Source organism: Thiothrix subterranea (genome assembly GCF_016772315.1).
Lineage (GTDB): Bacteria > Pseudomonadota > Gammaproteobacteria > Thiotrichales > Thiotrichaceae > Thiothrix > Thiothrix subterranea.
Genome location: NZ_CP053482.1, coordinates 3858033 through 3882037 on the forward strand (window position 1 = coordinate 3858033; position 24005 = coordinate 3882037).

General features: G+C 51.6%; 25 protein-coding genes. 19 read left to right on the top strand and 6 right to left on the bottom strand.

Annotation, left to right across the window (positions count from 1 at the left end):
* The first annotated feature begins 65 nt into the window (after positions 1 to 65).
* The 6 genes from aroA to pyrF all read left to right on the top strand — a co-directional run bounded on the left by aroA (position 66) and on the right by pyrF (position 6202).
* Entirely contained in the window at positions 66 to 1388 is a 1323-nt protein-coding gene (gene aroA, locus HMY34_RS19015) for a 3-phosphoshikimate 1-carboxyvinyltransferase (RefSeq protein ID WP_202716980.1), read from the top strand.
* Positions 1385 to 2038, top strand: coding sequence for a (d)CMP kinase (cmk, locus tag HMY34_RS19020; protein WP_202716981.1), 654 nt, complete (start codon positions 1385 to 1387; stop codon positions 2036 to 2038). Before aroA ends, cmk begins: the two co-directional genes overlap by 4 nt.
* 124 nt (positions 2039 to 2162) lie before the next feature.
* A complete protein-coding gene (gene rpsA / locus HMY34_RS19025; RefSeq protein ID WP_202716982.1) occupies positions 2163 to 3830 on the top strand; it encodes a 30S ribosomal protein S1 in 1668 nt (555 codons plus the stop codon).
* A 140-nt stretch (positions 3831 to 3970) separates the two neighbouring features.
* Positions 3971 to 4276 (top strand): integration host factor subunit beta, encoded by a 306-nt coding sequence (locus tag HMY34_RS19030; RefSeq protein ID WP_202716983.1) that lies wholly within the window; start codon positions 3971 to 3973, stop codon positions 4274 to 4276.
* A gap of 64 nt (positions 4277 to 4340) precedes the next feature.
* Positions 4341 to 5492: a hypothetical protein gene (locus tag HMY34_RS19035; protein WP_202716984.1), complete on the top strand. Its 1152-nt coding sequence runs from the start codon at positions 4341 to 4343 to the stop codon at positions 5490 to 5492.
* 17 nt (positions 5493 to 5509) lie between these two features.
* On the top strand, positions 5510 to 6202 hold the full coding sequence (gene pyrF, locus HMY34_RS19040) for an orotidine-5'-phosphate decarboxylase (protein ID WP_202716985.1): 693 nt from the start codon (positions 5510 to 5512) through the stop codon (positions 6200 to 6202).
* On the opposite strand, the gene hflD is transcribed toward pyrF, so the two are convergent.
* The 3 genes from hflD to HMY34_RS19055 all read right to left on the bottom strand — a co-directional run bounded on the left by hflD (position 6199) and on the right by HMY34_RS19055 (position 8467).
* Positions 6199 to 6831, bottom strand: coding sequence for a high frequency lysogenization protein HflD (gene hflD, locus HMY34_RS19045; RefSeq protein WP_202716986.1), 633 nt, complete (start codon positions 6829 to 6831; stop codon positions 6199 to 6201). The genes pyrF and hflD overlap by 4 nt on opposite strands.
* Positions 6832 to 6903: 72 nt before the next feature.
* Positions 6904 to 8016: a tRNA 2-thiouridine(34) synthase MnmA gene (gene mnmA / locus HMY34_RS19050; RefSeq protein WP_202716987.1), complete on the bottom strand. Its 1113-nt coding sequence runs from the start codon at positions 8014 to 8016 to the stop codon at positions 6904 to 6906.
* On the bottom strand, positions 8009 to 8467 hold the full coding sequence (locus HMY34_RS19055) for an NUDIX hydrolase (protein WP_202716988.1): 459 nt from the start codon (positions 8465 to 8467) through the stop codon (positions 8009 to 8011). The genes mnmA and HMY34_RS19055 overlap by 8 nt, the downstream gene beginning before the upstream one ends.
* Before the next feature lie 101 nt (positions 8468 to 8568).
* Between HMY34_RS19055 and HMY34_RS19060 the strand changes: the two genes are divergently transcribed.
* The 8 genes from HMY34_RS19060 (at position 8569) to HMY34_RS19095 (ending at position 16465) form a co-directional block, all read left to right on the top strand.
* Positions 8569 to 11331 (top strand): 2-oxoglutarate dehydrogenase E1 component, encoded by a 2763-nt coding sequence (locus tag HMY34_RS19060; protein ID WP_202716989.1) that lies wholly within the window; start codon positions 8569 to 8571, stop codon positions 11329 to 11331.
* An 87-nt stretch (positions 11332 to 11418) separates the two neighbouring features.
* Positions 11419 to 11841 (top strand): hypothetical protein, encoded by a 423-nt coding sequence (locus tag HMY34_RS19065; protein WP_202716990.1) that lies wholly within the window; start codon positions 11419 to 11421, stop codon positions 11839 to 11841.
* A gap of 77 nt (positions 11842 to 11918) precedes the next feature.
* Positions 11919 to 12824 carry a toll/interleukin-1 receptor domain-containing protein gene (locus tag HMY34_RS19070; RefSeq protein ID WP_202716991.1) on the top strand — a complete coding sequence of 302 codons (906 nt, stop codon included), beginning with the start codon at positions 11919 to 11921 and terminating at the stop codon, positions 12822 to 12824.
* Positions 12802 to 13998: a formylglycine-generating enzyme family protein gene (locus tag HMY34_RS19075; protein WP_202716992.1), complete on the top strand. Its 1197-nt coding sequence runs from the start codon at positions 12802 to 12804 to the stop codon at positions 13996 to 13998. Before HMY34_RS19070 ends, HMY34_RS19075 begins: the two co-directional genes overlap by 23 nt.
* A gap of 196 nt (positions 13999 to 14194) precedes the next feature.
* Positions 14195 to 14713 (top strand): HRDC domain-containing protein, encoded by a 519-nt coding sequence (locus HMY34_RS19080; RefSeq protein ID WP_202716993.1) that lies wholly within the window; start codon positions 14195 to 14197, stop codon positions 14711 to 14713.
* Positions 14655 to 15692 (top strand): reverse transcriptase/maturase family protein, encoded by a 1038-nt coding sequence (locus HMY34_RS19085; RefSeq protein ID WP_202716994.1) that lies wholly within the window; start codon positions 14655 to 14657, stop codon positions 15690 to 15692. Before HMY34_RS19080 ends, HMY34_RS19085 begins: the two co-directional genes overlap by 59 nt.
* Before the next feature lie 69 nt (positions 15693 to 15761).
* Complete coding sequence (locus HMY34_RS20425; RefSeq protein ID WP_266096960.1) at positions 15762 to 15839, top strand: hypothetical protein; 78 nt, start codon at positions 15762 to 15764, stop codon at positions 15837 to 15839.
* Positions 15840 to 16021: 182 nt separating this feature from the next.
* Positions 16022 to 16465, top strand: a complete 444-nt coding sequence (locus tag HMY34_RS19095) for a DUF29 domain-containing protein (RefSeq protein ID WP_202716996.1) — start codon at positions 16022 to 16024, stop codon at positions 16463 to 16465.
* Here the strand turns inward: HMY34_RS19095 and dusB are convergent.
* Genes dusB through HMY34_RS19110 form a run of 3 tightly spaced genes read right to left on the bottom strand, consistent with a single transcriptional unit; the run spans position 16417 to position 18294 of the window.
* Positions 16417 to 17448, bottom strand: coding sequence for a tRNA dihydrouridine synthase DusB (dusB, locus tag HMY34_RS19100; RefSeq protein WP_202716997.1), 1032 nt, complete (start codon positions 17446 to 17448; stop codon positions 16417 to 16419). The two genes, HMY34_RS19095 and dusB, sit on opposite strands and share 49 nt — an antisense overlap.
* A 14-nt stretch (positions 17449 to 17462) precedes the next feature.
* Positions 17463 to 17984 (bottom strand): DUF6036 family nucleotidyltransferase, encoded by a 522-nt coding sequence (locus HMY34_RS19105; protein ID WP_202716998.1) that lies wholly within the window; start codon positions 17982 to 17984, stop codon positions 17463 to 17465.
* Positions 17971 to 18294, bottom strand: a complete 324-nt coding sequence (locus HMY34_RS19110) for a hypothetical protein (protein ID WP_202716999.1) — start codon at positions 18292 to 18294, stop codon at positions 17971 to 17973. The genes HMY34_RS19105 and HMY34_RS19110 overlap by 14 nt, the downstream gene beginning before the upstream one ends.
* A 133-nt stretch (positions 18295 to 18427) precedes the next feature.
* Here HMY34_RS19110 and HMY34_RS19115 point away from each other — a divergent pair, with 133 nt between their 5' ends.
* The 5 genes from HMY34_RS19115 (at position 18428) to HMY34_RS19135 (ending at position 23966) form a co-directional block, all read left to right on the top strand.
* Positions 18428 to 19276, top strand: a complete 849-nt coding sequence (locus HMY34_RS19115; RefSeq protein ID WP_202717000.1) for an ATPase — start codon at positions 18428 to 18430, stop codon at positions 19274 to 19276.
* A 27-nt stretch (positions 19277 to 19303) separates the two neighbouring features.
* Positions 19304 to 20389 carry a homoserine O-succinyltransferase MetA gene (gene metA / locus HMY34_RS19120; protein WP_202717001.1) on the top strand — a complete coding sequence of 362 codons (1086 nt, stop codon included), beginning with the start codon at positions 19304 to 19306 and terminating at the stop codon, positions 20387 to 20389.
* Between the two features lie 9 nt (positions 20390 to 20398).
* On the top strand, positions 20399 to 21418 hold the full coding sequence (locus tag HMY34_RS19125; RefSeq protein WP_202717002.1) for a hypothetical protein: 1020 nt from the start codon (positions 20399 to 20401) through the stop codon (positions 21416 to 21418).
* A 90-nt stretch (positions 21419 to 21508) separates the two neighbouring features.
* Complete coding sequence (locus HMY34_RS19130; protein WP_202717003.1) at positions 21509 to 22798, top strand: DUF1800 domain-containing protein; 1290 nt, start codon at positions 21509 to 21511, stop codon at positions 22796 to 22798.
* A 25-nt stretch (positions 22799 to 22823) separates the two neighbouring features.
* Complete coding sequence (locus HMY34_RS19135) at positions 22824 to 23966, top strand: DUF1501 domain-containing protein (protein WP_228287925.1); 1143 nt, start codon at positions 22824 to 22826, stop codon at positions 23964 to 23966.
* Positions 23967 to 24005 lie beyond the last annotated feature (39 nt).

Below are 24005 nucleotides of genomic sequence, written 5' to 3' on the forward strand. Positions count from 1 at the left end.
TGGCGTATGTTTGAATGCCAACCTAGTTTTTTACGCATAACGACACACGATACAGGAAAACCCGCGTGAGCCATTCCAGCACCAACCTACAATTCAACGTCCAACCCGGTGGCAGCTTGCAAGGCAAGGTGCGCGTTCCCGGTGACAAATCCATTTCCCACCGTTCCATAATGCTCGGTTCACTGGCAGAAGGCACAACCCACGTCAGCGGTTTTTTGCAAGGTGAAGATTGTCTTTGTACCCTGAATGCGTTTCGCAGCATGGGCGTGAGCATCGAAGGCCCCACCGATGATGGCAAAGTAACCATCCACGGGGTAGGGCTGCATGGCTTGCAAGCTCCGTCGGGCGATTTGGATATGGGCAATTCCGGCACATCCATGCGCCTAATGTCCGGTTTGATGAGCGGGCAAGCGTTTGATGTGCGCATGACGGGTGATGCCTCGCTATCCAAGCGCCCGATGAAGCGTGTGACCGTGCCGTTAGCCAGTATGGGCGCGAACATTGATGCGACCGCAACCGGCACGCCGCCGTTATTGGTACATGGCGGCAGCCCGTTGCACGGCATCCATTACGACATGCCGATGGCAAGCGCACAGGTGAAATCCTCGCTATTGTTGGCGGGTTTGTATGCGCAAGGCGAAACCTCGGTGACTGAGCCAGCGCCAACCCGTGACCATACTGAACGCATGTTGCGCGGCTTTGGTTATGCGGTGAAAACCGACGGCAATCACATCAGCCTGCAAGGTGGCGGCAAACTCACCGCCACGGATATTGATGTGCCTTCTGACATTTCCTCCGCCGCCTTTTTCATGGTAGGTGCAAGCATTGCCCTCGGTTCTGATCTGACCATCGAACACGTCGGCATGAATCCGACCCGTACCGGCGTGATAGACATTTTGCGCTTGATGGGGGCAAACCTCGAAATCTTGAATGAGCGCGAAGTCGGCGGTGAACCGGTCGCGGATATTCGGGTACGTTCGGCGCAATTGCACGGTATTCAGATTCCTGAAGCCTTAGTGCCGCTGGCAATTGATGAATTCCCATCCTTGTTTATTGCGGCAGCGTTTGCAGAAGGGCAGACCGTGCTAACGGGAGCGGAAGAATTGCGCGTCAAAGAAAGTGACCGGATTCAGGTGATGGCGGATGGCTTGCTTGCGTGTGGCGTGGATGCGCAACCCACTCCAGACGGCATTATCATCAACCCCGGCAACTTCAGCGGTGGCACGATTGACAGTCACGGCGATCATCGCATTGCGATGTCGTTTGCCATGGCAGCCTTACGCGCCACGCAACCGATTACGATCAATGACTGCGCGAATGTGAATACCTCGTTTCCCGGCTTTGTGGAGTTGGCGGCAAACGCGGGCGTGAGGATTACAACGCTATGAATACGCTCATTCCTGTGATCACGATTGATGGCCCGGCTGGAGCTGGTAAAGGCACGATTGCGTGTATGCTGGCGGATAAACTCGGCTGGCACATGCTTGATAGCGGCGCTATTTACCGGGTGGCGGCAGTGGCGGCTTTGCGTCGCAACCTGAATCTGCAAGATGAAACCGCGTTGGCGGCGATGATTCCCACCCTGAATATCGCGTTCAAAAATGGTGAGGCATGGCTGAACGGTGACATTATTACCAGCGAAATTCGCAACGAAACCTGTGCCAGTGCGACGTCGCAAATCGCGGTATTGCCTGCGGTACGGGCAGCATTATTGGAGTTGCAACGCCAGTTTTGCCAGCTTCCCGGTTTGGTTGCCGATGGGCGCGATATGGGTACGGTGGTGTTTCCTAGGGCTACCCACAAGTTTTATCTCACCGCCAGTGCTGAAATTCGTGCAGAACGTCGCCTGAAACAGTTGAGCCAACAAGGACTTAGTGCTAAACTCTGTGACCTAATTCAAGAGATCAATGCTCGCGACGAACGCGATACCAACCGCCCGGTAGCTCCCTTAAAACCTGCCGCTGATGCGTTGGTTATCGACACCAGTTCGTTGGATCAAGCCGAAGTGTTTGCCACCGTGCTGCACTACGTCGTTTAAGCATTGCATTGAATCCCGTATTTTCTAGGGAGCCCTGACAGGAAGTCTGGGCTTTTTGCGTTTTAACCCGTCAATGCAGGATGCGAGTGACGATAACTCATTTTATTAACAGGTATTTTTATTCATGACTGAAAGTTTTGCTGAACTGTTTGAAGAGAGCCTCTCTTACACCCAAATGCAACCTGGCGCTCTGCTGAATGCAACAGTTCTCGAAGTCCGCTCCGATTTCATTATCGTGAGCGCTGGCTTGAAATCCGAAGGTGTTATTCCTGCTGAGCAGTTCAGAAATGAACGCGGCGAAATCAACGTTAAAGTCGGCGATTTGGTTGAAGTAGCACTGGATACCGTCGAAGACGGTTTCGGTGAGACGCGCCTTTCCCGTGAAAAAGCCCGTCGCCTGCGTGCTTGGGAAATTCTGGAAGAAGCTTTCACCAACGAAGAAATCATCACCGGTATCATTACCGGCAAAGTTAAGGGTGGTTTCGTGGTTGAGTTGGGTGATATTCGTGCATTCTTGCCGGGTTCACTGGTTGATGTACGTCCAGTCCGCGATACTTCTTACTTGGAAAACAAGGAACTGGAATTCAAGCTCATCAAGCTGGATCAGAAGCGCAACAACGTCGTGGTTTCACGCCGTGCAGTCGTTGAAGAAGAATACAGTGCAGAACGCGATGCGCTGATGGAAAACCTGCAAGAAGGTCAAGTCATCAAAGGCGTGGTCAAAAACCTCACCGATTACGGTGCGTTCCTCGACCTCGGCGGCATCGACGGTCTGTTGCACATTACCGATATGGCTTGGAAGCGCGTCAAGCATCCTTCTGAAGTGGTTAATATCGGTGACGAAATTGACGTTAAAGTCCTCAAGTTCGACCGCGATAAGAACCGCGTTTCACTGGGTCTGAAGCAATTGGGTGAAGATCCATGGCAAGATCTGGTTCGTCGTTACCCGGCTGGCACGCGCATCTTTGGTAAGGTCAGCAACCTGACCGACTACGGCTGCTTCGTGGAAATCGAAGACGGTGTTGAAGGTCTGGTACACGTTTCTGAAATGGATTGGACTAACAAAAACGTCAACCCTGCCAAAGTCGTAGCACTGGGTGACGAAACGGAAGTCATGATTCTCGACATCGACGCAGAACGCCGCCGCATTTCACTGGGCATGAAGCAATGCCAAGCGAACCCTTGGGATGAATTTGCGGGTACTCGCAACAAGGGCGACCGCGTTTCCGGTAAGATCAAGTCGATCACTGACTTCGGTATCTTTATCGGTTTGGACGGTGGCATCGACGGTCTGGTGCACTTGTCTGACATTTCTTGGAACGTTCCCGGTGAAGAAGCCGTGCGCAGCTACAAGAAAGGCGACGAAGTGGAAGCGGTTGTATTGGCTGTTGATCCAGAACGTGAACGCATTTCCCTCGGCATCAAGCAGATGGAACAAGACCCGTTCTCCAACTTCGTGGCAGCCCATTCTAAAGGCAGCGTCGTGAAAGGTACTGTGGTTGAAGTCACGCCTAAAGCCGCGAAAATCGACTTGGGCGAAGGCATCGAAGGCATTTTGCGTGCTTCAGAACTGTCACGCGACCGCGTTGAAGATGCTCGCACGCTGCTGAAAGAAGGCGATACCGTTGAAGCGAAATTCATGGGTGTTGATCGCAAGACTCGCGCCATCAACCTGTCTATTAAGGCGAAGGATGATGAAGATGAATCACGTTTGATGCGTGAATACACCGGACGTTCTACCAGCACGGGTACGTCACTGGGTGACATCTTCAAGGAACAGATGGGCGAATAATATTCTCCATCAGGATGGCACGCAGGTCAGGGATGACCTATAGTTCAGGCGGTGCAGATGTTCTATCTGCACTGTTTTCCAAGACTGGAAAGCTGCAACAACGATTATGACAACCCGTCGTTTGTTCAGGAGTGGAATGGATGACCAAATCTGAAATCATTGATATTCTGTCACGCAAGCAAAGCCATCTTAGCACCCGCGATGTGGAATCTTCGGTTAAACTGTTGCTCGATAAAATGAGCGAATCACTGTCGAGTGGCGGGCGCATTGAAGTCCGAGGTTTTGGCAGTTTTTCCCTGCACCATCGCGCAGCGCGTAAAGGCCGTAATCCTAAAACGGGTGATCAGGTGGCGTTACCGCCAAAACACGTGCCGCATTTCAAGCCGGGCAAGGAATTGCGCGAGCGGGTGAATGAATCGCGTGTTAGTTACCCGGTTCAGGATTAATATTCCTATATTGTGGTAATAGAAAGGGGAGGCACACAGCCTCCTTTTTTACATCTAAGGCATTATGCAAGAAATTCTATTTTTACTCCTGCCCATCGCGTTTTATTCCGGTTGGCACGCGGCGCGTAAGCGTTACAAAGAACGTCAAGAACAACAGCGTCAGGATGTTCCGCAACGTTTTGTGCAGGGCATTAACTACCTGTTGAGCGAAGAACCCGACAAAGCCCTGGACGTGTTTCTTAATTACGCCGAGGTGGATGAACACACCGCGAATACTTTTCTATTGCTGGGAAATTTGTTCCGCAATCGCGGTGAAATTAATCGCGCATTACGCATTCACCAAAATTTAGTGGCACGCTCCGATTTGAGCAAAGCGCAACGCACGGCGGCAATGTTGGCCTTGGGCGAAGACTTTTTTGCGGCAGGCTTGCTGGATCGTGCCGAAAGCGTGTTCAGTGAATTGCTTAAAGATGACCCGAAACACGCCGATGCGTGTGAGCCATTGCGCAATATTTACGAACAATTGCACGAGTGGAATAAGGCGATTGAGATCGCCCAATTAGCGCAGCAGCGCAGCAAAGTTGATCACAGCCGCTTGATTGCGCATTATTATTGCGAACTGGCGGTACAGGAATTGCAGAAGCAAAACTTGTTCCGTGCGGAAGAAACCATTAAGAAAGCCGCGAAAAGTTATTCCGCTGCCTCCAGAGTGCTGGTGCTCAACGCTGATCTGGCTTATGCCCGCAATCAGCGCGAGGAAGCCTTGAATTTTTACCGTCAGGCAATTGAAAAAGACACGCGCTTGATTGGGATGTTATTCAATCAATTGGTCAATAAGTTTAATCAGAAAGACGAATTGGAAAACCTGTATCAATTTATTCAACAGACTTTTGCGAAAACGCAAGATGCGAAGCTGTTTGGTTATTTGCTGCAATTGGCGCACAAATTGGGAAAACTGTCCGATATGCGCGTGCAAGTCGGGGAGTATTTAACCAAAGGCAAACCCAGCCTCAATACTTTGGCGCACGCTACCGATGTGTTGTCGGCGTTGTGGCAAGAAGAAAAAGTGTGCGATATTGCTCAATTACAAACGGCTTTGCAGCGTTTGTCTGCCAGCCAACCGGATTTCCAGTGCGCCCAGTGTGGGTATAAAATGCACGGTTACTTATGGCGCTGTCCCGCGTGTCACCATTGGGATACTGTTAGCAACGTTTAATTTGTCAGGATGATTGCATGTCTAGCCGTTTGATTATTGCCCTCGATTTTGCCACAGCGGAACAAGCATTGGCGTTTGTTGCGCCACTTACCCCGTCACAATGCAAGCTTAAAGTCGGTTTTGAGTTATTTGTCGCCGCAGGCCCTGCGTTTGTGCGTCAATTAACCGCGCGTGGCTTTGACGTGTTTCTGGATCTAAAATTTCACGACATTCCCAACACGGTAGCGTCGGCGTGTAAAGCGGCGGCGGGTTTGGGGGTGTGGATGCTTAATGTTCATGCATCCGGTGGTACTAAGATGATGCAAGCGGCGCGTGAAGCCTTGCAGGGGTTTGCTAACCCACCCAAGTTGATTGCCGTGACGGTGTTAACGTCGATGGATAAGGCGCAATTGTCCGGCACGGGTATCACCGTCGAACCTGCCCAACAGGTGCAACATTTAGCGCAATTGACGGCGGACAGTGGTTTGGATGGCGTGGTGTGTTCGGCACAGGAAGCGGCAATGTTACGCCAACGCCTAGGAAACGATTTCTTGCTGGTAACGCCCGGTATTCGCCCGACGGGGAGTGATCAGGGTGATCAATCCCGCGTCATGACACCCGCTCAGGCGCGGGAAGCGGGCGTCAGTTACGTGGTGGTGGGGCGACCGATTACCCAAGCATCCGATCCACAGGCGGTGATTGCAGCGATTAATCTTGAACTGGGGTCTTAGTTCAAAAACCGCTGCGCCTCTTTTTGCATCGCGCCCCGCGAGAAGATGAGCTTCCAGCGATTCCCACCCGCCTGCCGCCACAATAAGGCGGCACGGATGCCTGCCAGTAATAAGGCGCGAATTTTTGCCGCATTTTCGGGGTTGGCGAGGTGGTTTTGGTCGCCTTTAATCATAATGCGCGGTCCCAGTTTGCTGACCGTAGTGCTGTAGATTTCAGCGAGTCGCGCAATCATATTGGGGTGAGTCATGGCGAAAAAGTCCAGTTGTTGCTGGGCGTTTTCGATATTTTTGAGCAAGGACTGGAACATATCCGGGTCGTTGGCGAGTTTCTTTTCCAGATACAGCAAATTAACCGCGTAACGGGTGGCTTCGATGTCTTTGGGTTTGCCATCAGGATTCAGATTGCTCGCGCCGAGTTGATACATCAGCACTCGAAAGCCAGTGCGAAGCTTGTCGATGCCACCGTAGAGCGCTTCGGGGGTGGCGTCGTCTTCTGTCAAGATACTGTTGATGCAGGCTTCAAACAGTTCGCTATCGACATTGCCGCGTGCGGCAATTTGCGTGACACCTTCGACACACTGGAACAGCGCAGCGAGGGCAAGGGTTCGGTTACGGTTATTGGCTTCCACAGGTTTTTGTTAAATCCGATTTGACTATGTGTGGTGAGAATAAGGGTTTATGCAGATAATTCAAGTTAGCCCTTAAGGATTAGGGCAGTCGCTTGCCATGGCATCAATAATGCCACCGCCCAAACAGACGTCATTCTGATAAAACACAATGGATTGTCCGGGGGTAATCGCGCGTTGCGGATGGGGAAAGCACACCGCACTGCTGCCATCCGGTTTTAAGCTGACCTGACAAGTTTCTTCCGTCTGGCGGTAGCGGATTTTGGCTTTGCATTCAAACTGCTGGCTCGGTGCATGACCCGCCACCCAGTGCAATTGCGAGGCTAACAGGAAGTGTTTCATCAGCAAGTCGTGTTGATGCCCTTGGGTGACGATCAGGCGGTTAGTTGCCATGTCTTTGTCGACCACAAACCACGGGGTTTCATCCGCATCTTTGCGCCCACCGATGCCCAAGCCTTGGCGTTGACCGAGGGTGTAGTACATTAAGCCATGGTGTTTGCCGATGATCTCATTTTCGGGTGTGACGATATTGCCGGGTTGTGCGGGCAAAAAGCGTTGCAGGAAATCGCGAAATTTACGTTCACCAATGAAACAAATGCCAGTGCTGTCTTTTTTACGAGCAGTGGTGAATCCGGCAGTTTCTGCCAATTCGCGCACCTTGCTTTTCTGCAATTCCCCGATCGGAAACAGGCTGCGTTGCAATTGGTGCTGTTGCAGCGTGTAGAGAAAATAGGTTTGGTCTTTATTGGCATCCACGCCTTTGAGCATTCGCGCCGTGCCGTCGGGGTCACGCGCAATGCGAGCGTAGTGTCCGGTGGCGATGTAGTCCGCACCCAACTCCAGTGCAAGCTCTAGGAAGGCTTTGAACTTGATTTCCTTGTTGCACATGATGTCGGGGTTGGGGGTGCGCCCGGCACGGTATTCTTCCAAAAAGTAGGTGAAAACGCGCTCCCAGTATTCGCTGGCAAAATTGCGTGTGTGCAATACGATGCCTAATTGGTCGGCAACGGCTTGTGCATCCGCAAGGTCAACCGCAGCGGAGCAATAGTCTTCGGTGTCGTCCTCTTCCCAGTTTTTCATGAACAAGCCTTCCACTTGGTAGCCTTGTTCGAGCAGTAGGAGTGCTGCAACGGAAGAGTCGACCCCGCCGGACATGCCGACGATGACTTTTTGCGTGGCGTTAGTCATTGGCGGTGAAATAGTGCAGGCTATCCAGTGAATGACGTACCCCGGATTCGTACAGTTCGAGCGAGCGTCCGACCAAATCGCTGCGCCAGATACGCGGTTGCTGGTTGCGGATTTGTTCGCGAGTCAACCAATGCACGGCGGTAATATCCGCGTCGATTTGGTAGCCGGGGACAGGTTCAAGCAGCGTGCCGGTGAAGGTGAAGCGCAAATACACGCGGTCAGGGTCATCGCGTTGCAGGTGAAAAATGCCCAGCAGAGCGGTTGGTTCAAAATGCCAGCCGGTTTCTTCCAACGTTTCGCGGCGTACTGCATCCAGCAAGCTTTCGCCGTGTTCCATGTGTCCTGCCGGTTGGTTGATGGTCAGTTGCCCATAGTGCATTTCTTCCACCATCAGAAAGCGGTTATCGTGTTCAATGACACTGGCAACGGTGACGCGGGGTTTCCAAACCATAGTGGGCATCCTTCGGGGCGAAAATGCGTATTCTACACATAACTACCCTGCATTGGTCTATAATGCACCCGTTAAAATAAACCGATAATCAGGGTACGGGTATGATGGATGAATCTTTCCTCGACGGCGAACACGCGCTTTTTCTCGAACAATTGTATGAGCGCTATCAGCAAGACCCCCACAGCATAGACCCGCAATGGCAAGCCTATTTTCAGCGCTTGGATGCCGAGCCTGTTACCAGCAGCTTTGCGCCTAATGCGAACCATGGCAACGGCAAAGCCTTGGCACAACGCAGCGAACAATTGCACGTATCGCGCATGATTAATGCCTACCGTTACTTGGGGCATCTGGAAGCCAACACCAACCCCTTGGGTGATTACGCTTACAAAGTGGGCGTACCGCAATTGATGCTGGAACACCACGGGCTGGAAAATGTTGACCCTGATACGGTATTCGACCCCGGCACTTTTAATCTCACCGCCAAACCGACGCTCGGCAATATCGTGCACGCACTACGCGAAACGTATTTGCGCACCATCGGTTTTGAATACATGCATATTTTGGATGTGCAAGAAAAACGCTGGCTGCAACAACGCATTGAACCGAACATGGGGCGTGGCAAACTGACCCACCCCGAACGCCGCAAAATCCTCGAACAACTCACCGCAGCGGAAGGTTTTGAACAATATTTGCACCGCCGTTACGTTGGGCAAAAGCGCTTCGGTCTGGAAGGCGGCGAAAGCTTGATTCCACTCTTGCAAACCCTGATCCACGAAGGTGGCAAGCAAGGTTTGCAGGAAATCGTCATCGGCATGGCGCACCGGGGGCGTTTAAACGTGCTCACTAATGTGCTGTGCAAGCCTGCGGGCGATTTGTTTGGCGAATTTGAGGGCAAGGTTGAGGAAACATACACCGGCGACGTCAAATACCACAAAGGTTTTTCTGGCAATGTCAGCACCGAAGGTGGCCCGATGCACTTGGTGTTAGCGTTCAACCCTTCGCATCTGGAAATCGTCAGCCCGGTAATGGAAGGTTCGGTACGCGCTCGCCAAGACCGGCGTGAAGACAAAGACGGCGACCAGGTATTGGGCATTTCGATCCACGGTGATGCCGCGTTCGCAGGGCAGGGCGTGGTGATGGAAACCTTTAACATGGCGCAAACCCGTGGCTACCGTACTCGCGGCACGATTCACATTGTGATCAATAACCAGATTGGTTTCACCACCAGCACGGTGTCGGATAGCCGTTCGACGTATTACCCGACCGACGTGGCGAAAATGATCAATGCGCCGATTTTCCACGTCAATGGCGATGACCCCGAAGCCGTGGTCTATGTCACGCAAGTGGCGCTCGAATACCGCCAGTTGTTCCAGAAAGACGTGGTAATCGACTTGGTGTGTTACCGCCGCTTGGGGCATAACGAAGCGGATGAACCGAACATGACCCAGCCGGTGATGTACAGCACGATTCGCAGCTTACCGACGACCCGTGCCAAATACGCGATGCGCCTTGCAGAAGCCGGAGTCGTGAGTGAAAGCGGGGCGAAAGGCTTGATCGACGCTTACCGCACCAAACTGTCGAATGGTGGCGTTACGTGCTGCAATAGCCAAACACGCACGGGTTTGCCAGCGGAATTGCAAACGCATTGGAAAGCCTTCGTTGGGCAACCTTGGCGGCAGCACATTGATACGACGTGTTCCGCAGAACGCATTCACAGCATTAGTGCGGGCTGGATCAGCAATATTCCGGCTGATTTTGTGGTGCATCCGCGTGTGTTCAAAGTGCTGGAAGCGCGGGCGGCAATGGGGCGTGGTGAACAACTGGCCGACTGGGGTTTTGGCGAAAATTTAGCGTATGCGACCTTGGTGGAAGAGGGCTTTGACGTGCGTTTGTCGGGGCAGGATTGCGGGCGCGGCACGTTTTCACACCGGCACGCGGTATTGCACCACCAGCAGCGCCGCGAACAGTGGATTCCGGTGCAACACACCACGGATTTCCAAGCCAAATTTACGGTGATCGACTCGGTGCTCTCCGAAGAGGCAGTGTTGGCATTTGAATACGGTTATGCCACGGCGGAACCGGATACGCTGGTGATTTGGGAGGCGCAATTCGGCGACTTCGTGAACGGGGCGCAGGTAGTAATTGACCAATTCATCAGTTCCGGTGAGCAGAAATGGCAGCGTTTGTGTGGGCTGGTGATGTTCTTGCCACACGGCTTGGAAGGGCAGGGGCCGGAACATTCCTCGGCGCGTCTGGAACGCTTTGTGCAGTTGGCGGCACAGGAAAACATGCACATTTGCATTCCGTCCAACCCCGCGCAGGTATTCCACATGCTGCGGCGGCAAATGATGCGTAAATACCGCAAGCCGTTGATTGTGTTTACCCCGAAAAGTTTATTGCGCCACCCGCTGGCGGTTAGCCCGTTGGAAGATTTCACCTTGGGGCAGTTTGAAGTGGTGTTGGATGATGTAGACATCACCGATGTGGAGGCGAAAGAGCACGTGAAGCGGGTGATTTTGTGCAGCGGCAAGGTGTTTTACGACTTGCTGGAAGAGCGCCGTAAACATGCCATGGTGGATACTGCCATCATTCGCTTGGAACAGCTTTACCCGTTTCCCGCGCAAGAATTGGTGGATGTGATGGAGTATTACCCGAACGTTAAAACCGTGATTTGGTGTCAGGAAGAACCGGTCAATCAAGGCGCGTGGAACGGCATTAAACACCGTTTCGAGGCGTATGATTATACCGAAGTGGTGTGCGTGAGCCGCCCGGCGATGGCCGCGCCTGCGGTGGGGTCATTGTATATGCACCAGCGGCAGCAGCAGGCGTTGGTGCGCGAAGCGTTGGGGTTGAATGGGGATTAAATGAGCCAGTCTCTTCTCATGGTCACGGATAAATTGTATGGTGTATTTTGTGATGAATTACCGGCTGTCAATGCTAAAAGGTGAAATATGACGCACGCTATTACCATCAATGTATCGGATGCACTCTACCAGCAGTTGTATCAGGCGGCTTCTTTGTTCCAGCAGCCGACGGAAGCTATTATTATTGATAGCCTGCGCCATACTCTCCCGCCAATTTTTGAGGACATTCCTGCTGGGTATCAAAATGATGTTTTTCCGTTGTTGGCAATGAATGATCAAGAACTGCTTCAGGAGTCCCGTCGGATTTTTCCGCCGGAGCACTGGCAAAACTACGAATCTTTATTGGAACAAAAGAAAACAGGGCAACTTCGTGCTGATGGCGAACAAGCGTTACAAGCATTAAAACGCGAGGCCGATGTGCTCACGTTCCGCCGCAGTTATGCCGCAGTGCTGTTGAAGCGGCGTGGCTATCGGATTGCCCCGCCGCGTGGGGAACTGCAAAGCGCATGAGCGTTACTGATAAGTAAGAAATCTTCTCCAATATCGTTTACTATCCGTTTATCAGCAACGGGCTATCAGTTAAGCAAATGACCGACATTTTTATCAGTTACAGTTCCAAAGATCGTGAATGGGTTGCACGGCTTGCCAAAGGGTTGGAAGCGCACGGCTATGAAGTGTGGTGGGATCCCGAAATTCTGCCGGGGCAACATTATCAGGATGTGATTCAAAAGGCGTTACACGGGGCAACCTGCACGGTGGCAGTGTGGACACCTAATTCGGTGGCATCCGATTATGTGCGGGCTGAATGTTTGTGGGCATTTAACAAGCGCAATCTCATCAGTGTGCTGGGTAAGGATACCGAGATACCGACCCCGTTTAATGCGATTCAGATCGCCGATTTGCGTCAGTGGCGGGGCAGTGCGGATGACGCGAATTTCCAGCGCTTACTGCGTGGCATCAAGTTTGTGCAAACAGGTAAGGCTGTGCCACCGTCTCAGCAGCCAGAGCCGCCTAAAAAATTCCTTTGGTTGCCGACACTCTTGATCTCTGCTGCGGTGCTGGGCGGTAGTGGTATTTATTGGCAGTCCACGCAAATTGACCCTGTGAAGGAAGAATCGCCTGCAAGGCAGGCTTCTACAGTGGTTGCTGCTCCACCCGTTACCATTGACCCTGCCCAAGTGCAAGCCGAAGCTGAACGCAAGGCAAAAGAAGCCCAAGCTAACGAATTGGCCCAAGCCAAGGCCACGCTGGAAGCAGATGATGAAAGTGCATGGCCTTCGGCTGTTGAGCGTCTGATTGATCTGGCAAAGAAAGGGGAAGGTGAGGCGATGTATCTGTTGGGGATTGTTTATCAGAAGGGGCGAGGCGCAGATAAAGACATAAAAGCCAGTTGTAAATTTTATAAAGACTCGGCTGAACGAGATAACGTTAAAGCTAACGATCTATACAAGCAATTAAAGGAGGCAGTTGATGACCCCAAAATATGCCCTTAAATCATCTTCCCGCCTGCATGGTTGGGGCGCTTACTTATTTGCTACTTTGATTTTGAGTGTTGGCGTTGTGTGTGCTGAAACAGACCTCGATAAGCTTGCTGTTGAGGATGTTGAGAAAATAAAGCAGGAAAAAGCTGCTGAAGAAAAACGCCAGTATGATGAAAGGGTAAAGCGTGAAGCGAAAGAAGCTGCTGACAAAGCCAAAGCCGCTGCTGCAAAAGCCGAAGCTGCTCGCGTTGCTGAATTACAGCAAAAGTGTGAAAAGAAAGGCGGTGATTGGAAAAAAGGCAAATGTGTGATGCCGCAGCCGAAGCCACCTGCTCCGAAGCCTATCCCTGCCCCTGCCCCAGAACCTGTTGCTGTGGTTGAGCCGCCTGCTTCGCGTCCTGTTGCTGGGAACAGCCAAGATATGCCGCATATGCTCCCGATCCCCGCTGGCACTTTTACAATGGGTTGTGTGGATGGGCGCGACAACGTAGAGGGCGTAGCGGCATGTGGTGGTGATGAAACACCAGCTCACGAAGTTACGATTAGTGCTTTTCAAATGGCAAAAACTGAAACGACAGTAGGTCAATACATGGCTTGTGTCGATGTTGGTGTTTGCCCTGCTCCTGAATGGCTGGAGCCGAATGCACCTGATTATTATAAAAAACTAGGTACGGGCTTGTCCGATTTCAATTATCCGATAGTCGGTGTGAGCTGGAATGACGCCAATACTTATGCCCAGTGGCTAAGCAAGGAGACGGGTAAACCTTACCGTCTGCCGACTGAAGCAGAATGGGAATATGCAGCGCGAGGTGGTACGGATAGCGCTTATCCTTGGGGTAACAAAGCCAGCCATGAGTTTGCCAATTATGGCAAGGATGAATGTTGTGATGGATTGGCGAGCGGTAAGGATCAATGGGTTTATACCGCGCCTGTCGGGAGTTTTGCCGCGAATGGCTATGGACTTCAGGACATGAATGGCAATGTGTATGAATGGGTGCTAGATACTTGGCATAGTGATTACAAAGGTGCGCCTGTTGATGGTAGTGCTTGGGAATCTGGCACTTACCGCGTGTTGCGCGGTGGCGCGTGGATCAACGATGCACGGAACGTGCGTTCCGCTAACCGTGACTACGACACGCCGGATGATCGGAGCCTCAACATGGGTTTCCGCCTCGTCCTCTCCTAGGTCAAGTTGAGCCAAGTGCCGCCGGGGCGGCTCTTGTGGCGTGGGCAGCGTAGCCAAATGCGGGGGCGTTACCGGAGTAGCCCCGCGTTTGGTGGAGCAGCACGCGCCACTCTTTGGGGGTGCAGGGGGTTTACCCCCTGCGTTGCGGATTTTTTGGACGATGATCAAATTATTTTTCCCAAGGAAGGGAGAGGTTATGAAGCTAAAGTTTTTCAGCGTGAATGCGCTAGACCCAGAAGCCGATCAAGACAACCTTGATAGTTTTTGTAACAGCCATCGGCTGGTGTCGGTGGATAAACGTTTCGTCGAAAATGGTGAGTTTTGTTTCTGGTCGGTGTGCGTGGTTTACCTTGAAGTTTCAGCATCCCCCGCCAAACCCACCGCAGCCCTCAACAAACGCGCCCAAGTCGATTACCGTGAAACCCTGAATGAGCAGGATTTTGCCGCATATTCCAAATTGCGTGAGTTACGCAAGGCGTTAGCCGATAGCGACGGTGTGCCGATTTATGCCGTTTTCACCAATGCCCAACTGGCCGACATGGTAACAAACCGTGCCACCTCGCTAACCGCATTAGGGGAAATAAACGGCATAGGCAGCGCCAAACTGGACAAATACGGCAAACATTTCACCAAATTGCTGCAAAACACCCTAACCGATGAAGCGGTCACCACTACAACCCAAGCCGATGAAACGCCACTGCATCCGGCTGGCTGACATAGCCGCCATCGACAATTTGACGCTGGCAGTCTGGAAAGCCGCCCGCAGCAAACGCCACCGCCCCGATGTTATCCGCTTCACCACCCAACTCGACCAACACCTCCAGCAACTGGCGCAAGACATAGTGCAAGCCAAAGTGCCGTATGCCCGTTACCGCGAGTTTTACATCCACGACCCTAAAGAACGCCTGATCCACGCCGCTTGTTTTGAAGACCGCGTGTTGCACCATGCCATCATGAATCTCGCTGAACCTGTGTTTGAACGGGCGCTAGTCCCAACCACCTACGCTTGCCGCCCGGACAAAGGTGTACACCGCGCCGTTGCCCAAGTGCAAGCTAACCTGCGGCGCTATCCTTGGTATGTCAAAACCGATATTTCCGGCTATTTCCCCAGCATTGATCATCGAATTCTGCATGATTTACTGCAACGGCGTTTTAAAGGCGCTGATTTTCTGTTCCTACTTTGGCGTATCATTGATTCATACCACGCCAAACCCGATAAAGGTTTGCCGATTGGCTCTTTGACCTCACAGCATTTCGCTAACTACTATTTGGATGGTACAGACCGTTTCTTGCTCGAACACCTCAAGGTTCAGGCGCAAGTACGCTACATGGATGACACCCTGTTTTGGTGCAATAGCCGCGCAGAAGCCAACGAAAAACTGGCAGCCCTGCGTGAATATCTGCACGTTGAGCGCCAACTCCACATCAAACCCAACAGCCAAATCAACCGCAGCAGTGCAGGTGTCAGCTATTGCGGCTACCGTATTTTGCCGGGGGCTATCTTGCTCAGTCGCCGTAAACGCCAGCGTTACCAGCAATTACGCCGCCAATGGGAACAGGCATGGCTGGATGGGCAAATCACTGAATTGGTGTTACAGCAGGCTTACCAGTCGGTTCATGCCATCACCTTACACGCCGACAGTCAGGCATGGCGTAAACAAAACTTGCAGTTATATCCTTCACCCGCTATATGACTATTGGGTAATGGTCAAGGCACTAACCGCGTGTTGCGCGGTGGCGCGTGGAACAACAATGCACAGAACGTGCGTTCCGCTAACCGTAACAACAACACGCCGGATAATCGGAACAACAACATAGGTTTCCGCCTCGTCCTCTCCTAGCTCAAATGTCAGCAGTAGCGACACTTGACCAGACCGTTATCCTGTCCGTGGTGTTTTGCATCGCGGCGAAAAGCCAATACCCCACGGTATGCTAGTAGGCAGAGCCGAACGCTTACCGATGGGGTTTCTTCGCCCATTTATGTTATTCTTCGCCTATCAGCAATTATTGAGGAAGCGTCAACATGGCGAATGTCGCTTACGATCAAGACCTCTACACATGGTCTTTGCAACAGGCTGCACTGCTGCGCGAACGCAAGTTTGACCAAGTGGACTGGGAACACATCATCGAGGAAGTTGAGGACATGAGTAAGTCGGAAAAACGTGCCTTGCAGTCTTTTTTAGAAGCCTTACTCATGCACCTGTTGAAATGGCAATATCAGCCAGCGTATCAGGGGCGAAGCTGGAAATTTACGATCATTGAACAGCGTCAACGGATTGTCGGGCATCTCAAAGAGAATCCCGGTTTAAAAAGCAAGCTGTCTGCTTTAATTGAATCTGCTTACCGTTATGCGGTGTCTGGTGCAGTACGTGAAACTGGGCTTGCGCCGGAAATATTCCCCGAAACGTGTCCGTGGGATTACGAGCAGTTTATGGCTGATGATTTCTGGCCTGAACTCGATTCATAATTCAGCCGTTCATCCCGCACCAACAACGCCTGAAAATACGCATCCACAGCCTGCGCCTGCCCCGCTGTATTATCCTGCGCATACATCGCCTGCCGGAACGTATTGCTGTCATGCAACCCATTGGTATACCAAGCAATATGTTTACGGGCGATGCGACACCCCGAATATTCCCCGTAAAACTGATACAGATCATCTAAATGCCCCAGCAATACCGCGTGGACTTCGGAAACGTTCGGCGGCGGCAATTCCTCGCCCGTTTGCAAATAATGCGCGATTTCCCGAAAAATCCACGGTCGCCCCTGCGCCGCTCGCCCGATCATAATGGCATCTGCCCCAGTCGCCTCCAGCACCGCCTTGGCTTTTTGCGGGCTATCAATGTCGCCATTAGCAATAATCGGAATTCTGACGTGGCGTTTCACTTCGCGAATCAGCTCATAACGCGCCTCACCTGTGTACATTTGTTCGCGCGTGCGCCCATGAATCGCCAATGCCGCAATGCCTGCCTGTTGCGCCATATCCGCAACCCGCAGAATATTTTCCTCACCATTGACGTATCCCAGACGGGTTTTCAGCGTCACCGGCACATCCACCGCAGACACCACCGCATCCAAAATTCGCTTAACCAAATCCTCATCTTGTAACAGCGCCGAACCCGCCAGCTTGCGGCAAACCTTGCGGGCAGGGCAACCCATGTTAATGTCCACAATCTGCGCCCCATTCGCGACTTGATAACGCGCCGCTTCCGCCAACATCTCCGGTTCAGACCCCGCAATTTGTGCTGAAATCGGTGCAAGTTCCCCTTCGAAATCAGCGCGGTACAAGGATTTTTTCTGCGCGTACAAGGTCGCATCCACCGACATCATTTCGCTGACGGCATGACCTGCGCCAAAATGTTTGCATAAGGTACGGAACGGACGATCCGTCACGCCAGCCATCGGCGCAACAATCAGGTTGTTATCAAGTGTGTAAGAGCCAATTTTCATCGTGTTTAGACTTGTCAAAGAAGCCGTTCAAGTCTTATCAGCACAGTATCGCGCATAGTATCTTGACCAGATACTTTGTTTATCCGTTCCCTGATCAGATTGGCATCCACAATGCCGCTACGAATAGCTGTTGCCACAAAGTCCATGTCTTTTTCCCGTCCAGCATACAATTTGCTGGTCATCAGATCATGTGGCTCTAAAAACAAGCCAACAACATTATTGGTATTCGTGTTTGCAATCCTGATTAGGCGGCTTTCCCAGCCTTCGGGAAGTATCGCTGTCGTTTTATCCACACCATCAGCGTAGTACCCAAACGTTTCATCAAACGGGGATAATTCACCCAATACACCGTCAATCAGGTCGGCGCGTTCAGGGTACTGGACAGGGATTAAATCTGCTTCGCGTGATTGCAAAAGAGCAGCCGGGGCTTCAGGGTAGCTGCCAAGGATCGACTGGCTACCAATGACAATGATTTCATTGCATTGTGTGATCGCCCCCGCAGCTCTGATCAAGTGTTCGATTTCATAACGTTTCATGAGTGTTCTTAAATTCGCGTAGGATTTCCCAGCGTTCATGGGCGGAAAGACATCCGGCAAATGGAGAATTCGAGCGTGCCAGCACTGCGCTTTCGTCGTGGGAATCCAGAATGTTGATAATGTCTGTTATGGGCAAGGAGAGCTTTTGTTCCCAATCGGTGTAAGCCTGCCAATTACCGTTGTTGGCACGGTAACGCCGCAAGTTGGCGCGGGCAATACCGACCACCTGTTCAGGGTTGGCTTGCAGTTTTTCGATGACCCGCTGATGTAGCCGGTAAATGCGTTGTTCTATAAGGGTTTGTTTGTTCATTTGGCACAGAACGACAGGCTTAAAACAGCAAAGTACCGTGAAGGCTAAAAACTTGCAAGCCTCTAGCGTGCAGGACAGTGATGTTGTGGTAAAGTATCCGCCCTATAAGAAACCACTTGTACGGAGATTTAGTGTGCGTTTAACCGTAGAACAATACCGCCAATGGGAACACAAAAAAGTCACGCTGTTGGGCATGTCTGGTGTTGGTAAAACCCATATTTCCAGTATGTTACGTGAGCATGACTGGTTTCATTATTCCGGTGACTACCGCATTGGTACGTGCTATCTGGATGAAGACATTCTCGATTTGATCAAAGAGCAGGCGATGAAAGTGCCGTTCCTGCGCGAATTATTGCGCAATGATTGGATCTACATCCGCAATAATATCCGTGTGAATGATTTGGGGCCGGTGCTGTCATTCGTTGGCAAATTAGGCAATCCCGAACTCGGTGGCGTACCACTGGATGCGTTCATTCAACGTCAGGCGCAATACCGCGAAGCCGAAATTGCCGCCATGCGTGATGTGCCGGAATTCATTCGCAAAGCCCAAACGATTTACGGCTATTCGCATTTCGTCAATGACGCTGGCGGCAGTTTGTGCGAGTTGGAAGAACCTGCGGTGTTTGATTTGTTGGCAGAAAATACCCTGATTTTGTACATCAAAGTCACCACGAAAGATGAAGAGCAAAAGCTCATCGACCGCGCACGTAGTGACCCAAAACCGTTGTATTACCGCCCGAATTTCCTGCGTGAACATTTGGCGGTGTACTTGCAAGAACAAGGGCTGCAATACGCTGCCGAAATGATCCCGGATGATTTCACGCGCTGGGTATTCCCGCGCTTGTTCCATTCGCGTTTGCCGCGTTACGAGGCGATTGCACACGACTACGGCTACACGGTTACGTCTGAAGAAGCCGCGCAAGTGCGTGATGAAGCCGATTTCAATGCCTTGATTGAAATGGCGATTGCGCGTCATGCTTGAGGTTGTTAGGTACGGGGAGGGATTCCTATGCCATTAGTTGCACACACTGCATTGCCAACGTTTGAACGCCTGCGTCAAGAAGGCCAAACGGTTTTGAGCGAAGATTACGCTTTCAATCAGGATATTCGCGAGCTGCATATCGGTTTTCTGAACATGATGCCGGATGCGGCGTTGGCAGCAACCGAACGCCAGTTTTTCCGGCTGGTGGGCGAATCCAATCTGATTGCGCAATTTCACATTCACCCGTTCACGCTGGAAAGTTTGCCGCGCAGTGCCAAAGCGCAAGCTTACCTCGACCAATACTACGAAAAGTTTGCCGATTTGCGTGAACAAGGCTTGGATGCGCTGATCATTACCGGCGCAAACCCTGCCGCGCAACATCTGGAAGATGAACCGTTTTGGGATGGTTTGTGCGAGGTAGTGGCTTGGGCGCAGGAAAATGTCACCTCTACCTTGTGTTCGTGTTTGGCAAGCCATGCGCTGGTGCAACATTTGTGGGGAATCCGCCGCCGCCCGCTGGGATTCAAACGTTGGGGCGTGTACAGCCATGCCGTGACCATGCCGGAACACCCGCTGGTGAATGATTTGAATACGCGCTTTGACGTGCCGCACTCGCGTTTCAATCAGATTGATCGGGCGGAACTGGAAGCTGTGGGCGTACAAATATTGGTGGAAAGTCAGGAGGCGGGCGTACACATGGCGGTCAGCCCTGATCTGTTCCGCATGATTTTTCTGCAAGCGCACCCCGAATACGATCAGGTGAGTTTGCTGAAAGAATACCGCCGCGAAACCCTGCGTTGGTTTGACGGGGCGCGGGACGATTACCCGCCATTCCCCGAAAATTATTTGCGCCCCAAAGCCAAAGCGATTCTAACCGAATACCGCTTAGCGCAGGAAATAGCCAAGCGCCAAGGCAAACCCTTGCCGGATTTCCCCGAAACCTTGTTGCTGCCGATGTTGCACAATACTTGGCGAGATACCGCCAAAGTGTTTTACAGCAATTGGATCGGCAAGGTTTACCAAATCACCAATAACGACCGCCGTAAGCCATTTATGGAAGGTGTCGACCCCAATGACCCCTTAGGTTTACGTCAAACGCTGGAAATGCACTAGACTAAGATAATGAAAATTTGGAATTTTACCGTTTTATTGGTGTCATTAGTGCTATTGGTCGGCAGTTTGAAGGCATTGCTGGATTATTGGCAATACGACGAAATGGCGGCAGACGTGGCGCAATTGATGTTGCACCAAGTCAGCGCGGAAGACGTGCGTCAACAAGTGCAGGAAGCCATTGCCAATAATAATCCCGCCGATGCGCGAATGTATTTAAGCCTTGCCCACACTTTTGGTTACGCGGTTGATCCCGCTGAGTTTGAGGCAGAATTGCAGCGTTTGGAATCACCACTCAATACCGCCCGCCGTACCGTTAATGATTTTGCCAGTGGTTTTGTCGAGGGTGAAGCCAGCAGCGGTGCTGGTGTGGCGGGCGCAATCACTGCCGATTTTACCGTGGTGGGTGATGCCCGCGATTTATGGGCGCAATATCAATTGTATGCCAAGGGCGAACCAGTCAACGAATTGATTGTCACCTTGGCAGGGGTCGGGGTTGGCTTGACCGCTGCGACGGTGGCGAGTGCGGGGGCGGCTTCGCCCGCTAAAGGTGGTATTTCTACCACAAAATTGGCGGCACGCGCAGGCAAGCTGACACCGGGTTTTCAGCGTTTTCTGCTCAGGCAGGGTTCAGACGTGTTCGACTATAAAGGGTTTCTATTGGCGGCGCGTGCCGAAAAAAATATGGATGGCATCAGTAAAGCTGCATTAAAAGCTTATAACCCGCAAGCAACGCGGGCGCTTCAACAAACGGCAGAACAGGTGAATACGATTCGCAAGGCCAGTTCTACCGCTGATGTCGTGCATGTATTGAAATACGTGGAAAATGGTGAAGATTTAATCCGTTTGGAAAAAATAAGCCTAAAATACGGCACAAACACCAAGGGTATCATGAAGTTTCTGGGGAAAAGTGCGTTGGGTACAGTGCGAGTGCTGCGTAAAACGGCTGAACTATTCATCAGTGCTTTTGCATCACTAGTATCGCTTATCGCTTTTTTCGTTTCGCTTAGCGGCATAAAGCTTGCAAAATAATCTTATTAATCTGCCGTTAAGATTAAAATTTGGTCTAAACTTAGCACTCAGTTACGTTACTATTAATATTATTTCTAGCGCAGTAAGGTTATGGGATTACTTGCTTTTAAAGATGCAGCACATCTGGTATCACGCACTGGCTTAGGCGCAGAATGGGATGCTATCAAACACTTGGAAGGGCGTTCCACACAAGATGCAGTCGAATGGGTATTGCACCCCAAACCTGAGGCATTGAAACCTGCTCCAGCGATGACGCCATGGCTGAAGTTAGAACCCATGCGTTTGACCGACATGAAAAGTCGTAATTCCGCGTGGGCTATCTCACAACGCGAAGGCAAAAACTTGCAGGCGTGGTGGGTAGAGCAGATGTTAACCACAAAAACGCCATTTCTCGAACGCATGACCTTGTTTTGGCACAATCATTTCACCTCTTCCATTCAAAAAACCTTGCAGCCCAGTCTGTTGCACCAACAAAATTTATTGTTTCGCCGTTATGCATTGGGGAGTTTTGCGGAATTGTTGCAAGCGATTGCGCGTGATCCTGCCATGCTGATGTATTTGGATGGGCATCAAAATAACAAAAATCAGCCCAATGAAAATTTTGCCCGCGAATTGTTAGAATTATTTACCATCGGGCGCGGGCATTACCGTGAAACCGATGTGAAAGCGGCAACGCAAGCGTTTACGGGCTGGCGTGTTGATCATCAAACCGGCAAGTTTGTGATTCGCACTGATGAACATACCGAAGGGCAAGTGACCTTTTTGGGCAAAACCGGGCATTTCAAAGGCGATGACATTGTTAAGCTACTGCTGGCACACCCCCGCACAGCGGAACGCTTGACGGAAAAATTCTGGTTGGCGTTTGTCAGCAATCGCCCCGACCCAGCATTGATTCGTGTTTGGGCGCAACAATTACAGCAATCGAATTACGACATTAAAGGCTTAATGCGCACGGTATTGAACAGTGAAGCATTTTGGGCAAGCGCAAACCGTGGCACTTTGGTGAAATCCCCCGTGGAATTGGTGCTTGGCACGGTACGTATGTTGCCTTACCCGCGCGAATCCACTCAAGAAATGCTGAATCTGTGCCGCCTGTTGGGTCAGGAATTATTCGACCCGCCCAACGTTAAAGGCTGGGCGGGGGGGGAACATTGGATCAGTACCCAAACCTTACTGGTACGCAACGCTTACCTTTCCAAATTGTCACGCGGTAATTTAAACGAAAAAGTCGCCAATGGGGTAAAACTCCCCGATGTACCCGCCGAGCAATTGGTCGAATGGTTATTACCCGTTAAACCCTTGAAACCGCTACCGCAAGCGCCGGGAGCGCTGCGCTTAGTGCGTGCGTTGCTGCTTGATCCAGCGTTTCAAGTGTCCTGATACTCTTTATGCGGATGTTGATTACATGAACCGTCGCGAATTTATGGGAATGGCTGCCTTGCTGCCTTGGTTGACTGCTTTGCCTGCGGAAGTATTGGCAGTGCCTGCCCGCCCACAACAACGGGTTGTGGTGTTAGTCAAACTGGCTGGGGGCAATGATGGGTTGAATACCCTGATTCCTCACAATGACCCGCTGTATTATCAACATCGCCCCACGATTGCAGTACCTAAGCATCAACTTATCGACATTGGTGAAGCACAGAGCTTGAACCCTTACCTGAAAGCACTCAAACCCTGGTGGGATAAAGGCAATATGGCGTGGGTACAAGGGGTAGGTTATCCACACAGCACCTTATCGCATTTTCGTTCCAGCGATATTTGGGAAACAGCGGTGGATGCCAGTCAATACGCTGAAACGGGTTGGTTAGGTTCATTATTACCCGGTTGTAAGCCCGGTTTGCACGGCATTGCGATCGGTGACAGCAGCGGGCCGATGAACGGAAAAAACTGCAATACCATTGCGATGCAAAGCCCGCAGTCTTTCCTGAGTCAAATCAACCTGCTGGAAGACATTCAGCCGGTGCGTACCAATTCGGTACTGGCACATATCACCAATGTGCATCACCAACTGTATGCAGCGGGTGAACAGTTAAGCACTAAATTGCAACGCCCGATGGCCTTAGGCGTCAATTTTTCTACCGGCAAATTAGGGCGGGAATTGGAAGCGGTTGCCAAGATGATTTTGACCGGCGTCGATGCAGCCGTATACATGGTCACGCTGGACGGTTTTGATACCCACAGCAACCAAATGGCGGTACAGAGTAATTTACTGCATCAACTTGCCGGGGCGCTGGATTCGTTTGCGCAAGCCATGCAACGTGGCGGGCGCTGGAACGATGTCATGCTGATGACGTATTCCGAATTCGGGCGGCGTGTGCAAGAAAACCACGGCAAAGGCACTGACCACGGCACGGCGTCGGTGCAATTGGTCATGGGCGGCAAGGTGCGCGGCGGCATTTACGGCGACGCACCCGATCTTAGCCGTTTGGATGGTGATGGCAATGTGCAACATACGGTCGATTTCCGCGCTGTCTATGGCACGGTATCCCAACGTTGGTTGGGGCAAGCCAGCCCTTGGGCTAAGTTTGGTACGCTGCCGTTTGTTTAAGTCTGAAGCGCTTTCCGGCATAATCGCGCCTTTCTCATT

Bases quoted from the DNA above. Each gene is read 5' to 3' on its own strand.
- cmk (WP_202716981.1), top strand. From the start codon at position 1,385: ATGAATACGCTCATTCCTGTGATCACGATTGATGGCCCGGCTGGAGCT.
- rpsA (WP_202716982.1), top strand. From the start codon at position 2,163: ATGACTGAAAGTTTTGCTGAACTGTTTGAAGAGAGCCTCTCTTACACC.
- HMY34_RS19030 (WP_202716983.1), top strand. From the start codon at position 3,971: ATGACCAAATCTGAAATCATTGATATTCTGTCACGCAAGCAAAGCCAT.
- HMY34_RS19035 (WP_202716984.1), top strand. From the start codon at position 4,341: ATGCAAGAAATTCTATTTTTACTCCTGCCCATCGCGTTTTATTCCGGT.
- pyrF (WP_202716985.1), top strand. From the start codon at position 5,510: ATGTCTAGCCGTTTGATTATTGCCCTCGATTTTGCCACAGCGGAACAA.
- mnmA (WP_202716987.1), bottom strand. From the start codon at position 8,016: ATGACTAACGCCACGCAAAAAGTCATCGTCGGCATGTCCGGCGGGGTC.
- HMY34_RS19055 (WP_202716988.1), bottom strand. From the start codon at position 8,467: ATGGTTTGGAAACCCCGCGTCACCGTTGCCAGTGTCATTGAACACGAT.
- HMY34_RS19060 (WP_202716989.1), top strand. From the start codon at position 8,569: ATGATGGATGAATCTTTCCTCGACGGCGAACACGCGCTTTTTCTCGAA.
- HMY34_RS19065 (WP_202716990.1), top strand. From the start codon at position 11,419: ATGACGCACGCTATTACCATCAATGTATCGGATGCACTCTACCAGCAG.
- HMY34_RS19070 (WP_202716991.1), top strand. From the start codon at position 11,919: ATGACCGACATTTTTATCAGTTACAGTTCCAAAGATCGTGAATGGGTT.
- HMY34_RS19075 (WP_202716992.1), top strand. From the start codon at position 12,802: ATGACCCCAAAATATGCCCTTAAATCATCTTCCCGCCTGCATGGTTGG.
- HMY34_RS19080 (WP_202716993.1), top strand. From the start codon at position 14,195: ATGAAGCTAAAGTTTTTCAGCGTGAATGCGCTAGACCCAGAAGCCGAT.
- HMY34_RS19085 (WP_202716994.1), top strand. From the start codon at position 14,655: ATGAAGCGGTCACCACTACAACCCAAGCCGATGAAACGCCACTGCATC.
- HMY34_RS19095 (WP_202716996.1), top strand. From the start codon at position 16,022: ATGGCGAATGTCGCTTACGATCAAGACCTCTACACATGGTCTTTGCAA.
- dusB (WP_202716997.1), bottom strand. From the start codon at position 17,448: ATGAAAATTGGCTCTTACACACTTGATAACAACCTGATTGTTGCGCCG.
- HMY34_RS19105 (WP_202716998.1), bottom strand. From the start codon at position 17,984: ATGAAACGTTATGAAATCGAACACTTGATCAGAGCTGCGGGGGCGATC.
- HMY34_RS19110 (WP_202716999.1), bottom strand. From the start codon at position 18,294: ATGAACAAACAAACCCTTATAGAACAACGCATTTACCGGCTACATCAG.
- metA (WP_202717001.1), top strand. From the start codon at position 19,304: ATGCCATTAGTTGCACACACTGCATTGCCAACGTTTGAACGCCTGCGT.
- HMY34_RS19125 (WP_202717002.1), top strand. From the start codon at position 20,399: ATGAAAATTTGGAATTTTACCGTTTTATTGGTGTCATTAGTGCTATTG.
- HMY34_RS19130 (WP_202717003.1), top strand. From the start codon at position 21,509: ATGGGATTACTTGCTTTTAAAGATGCAGCACATCTGGTATCACGCACT.
- HMY34_RS19135 (WP_228287925.1), top strand. From the start codon at position 22,824: ATGAACCGTCGCGAATTTATGGGAATGGCTGCCTTGCTGCCTTGGTTG.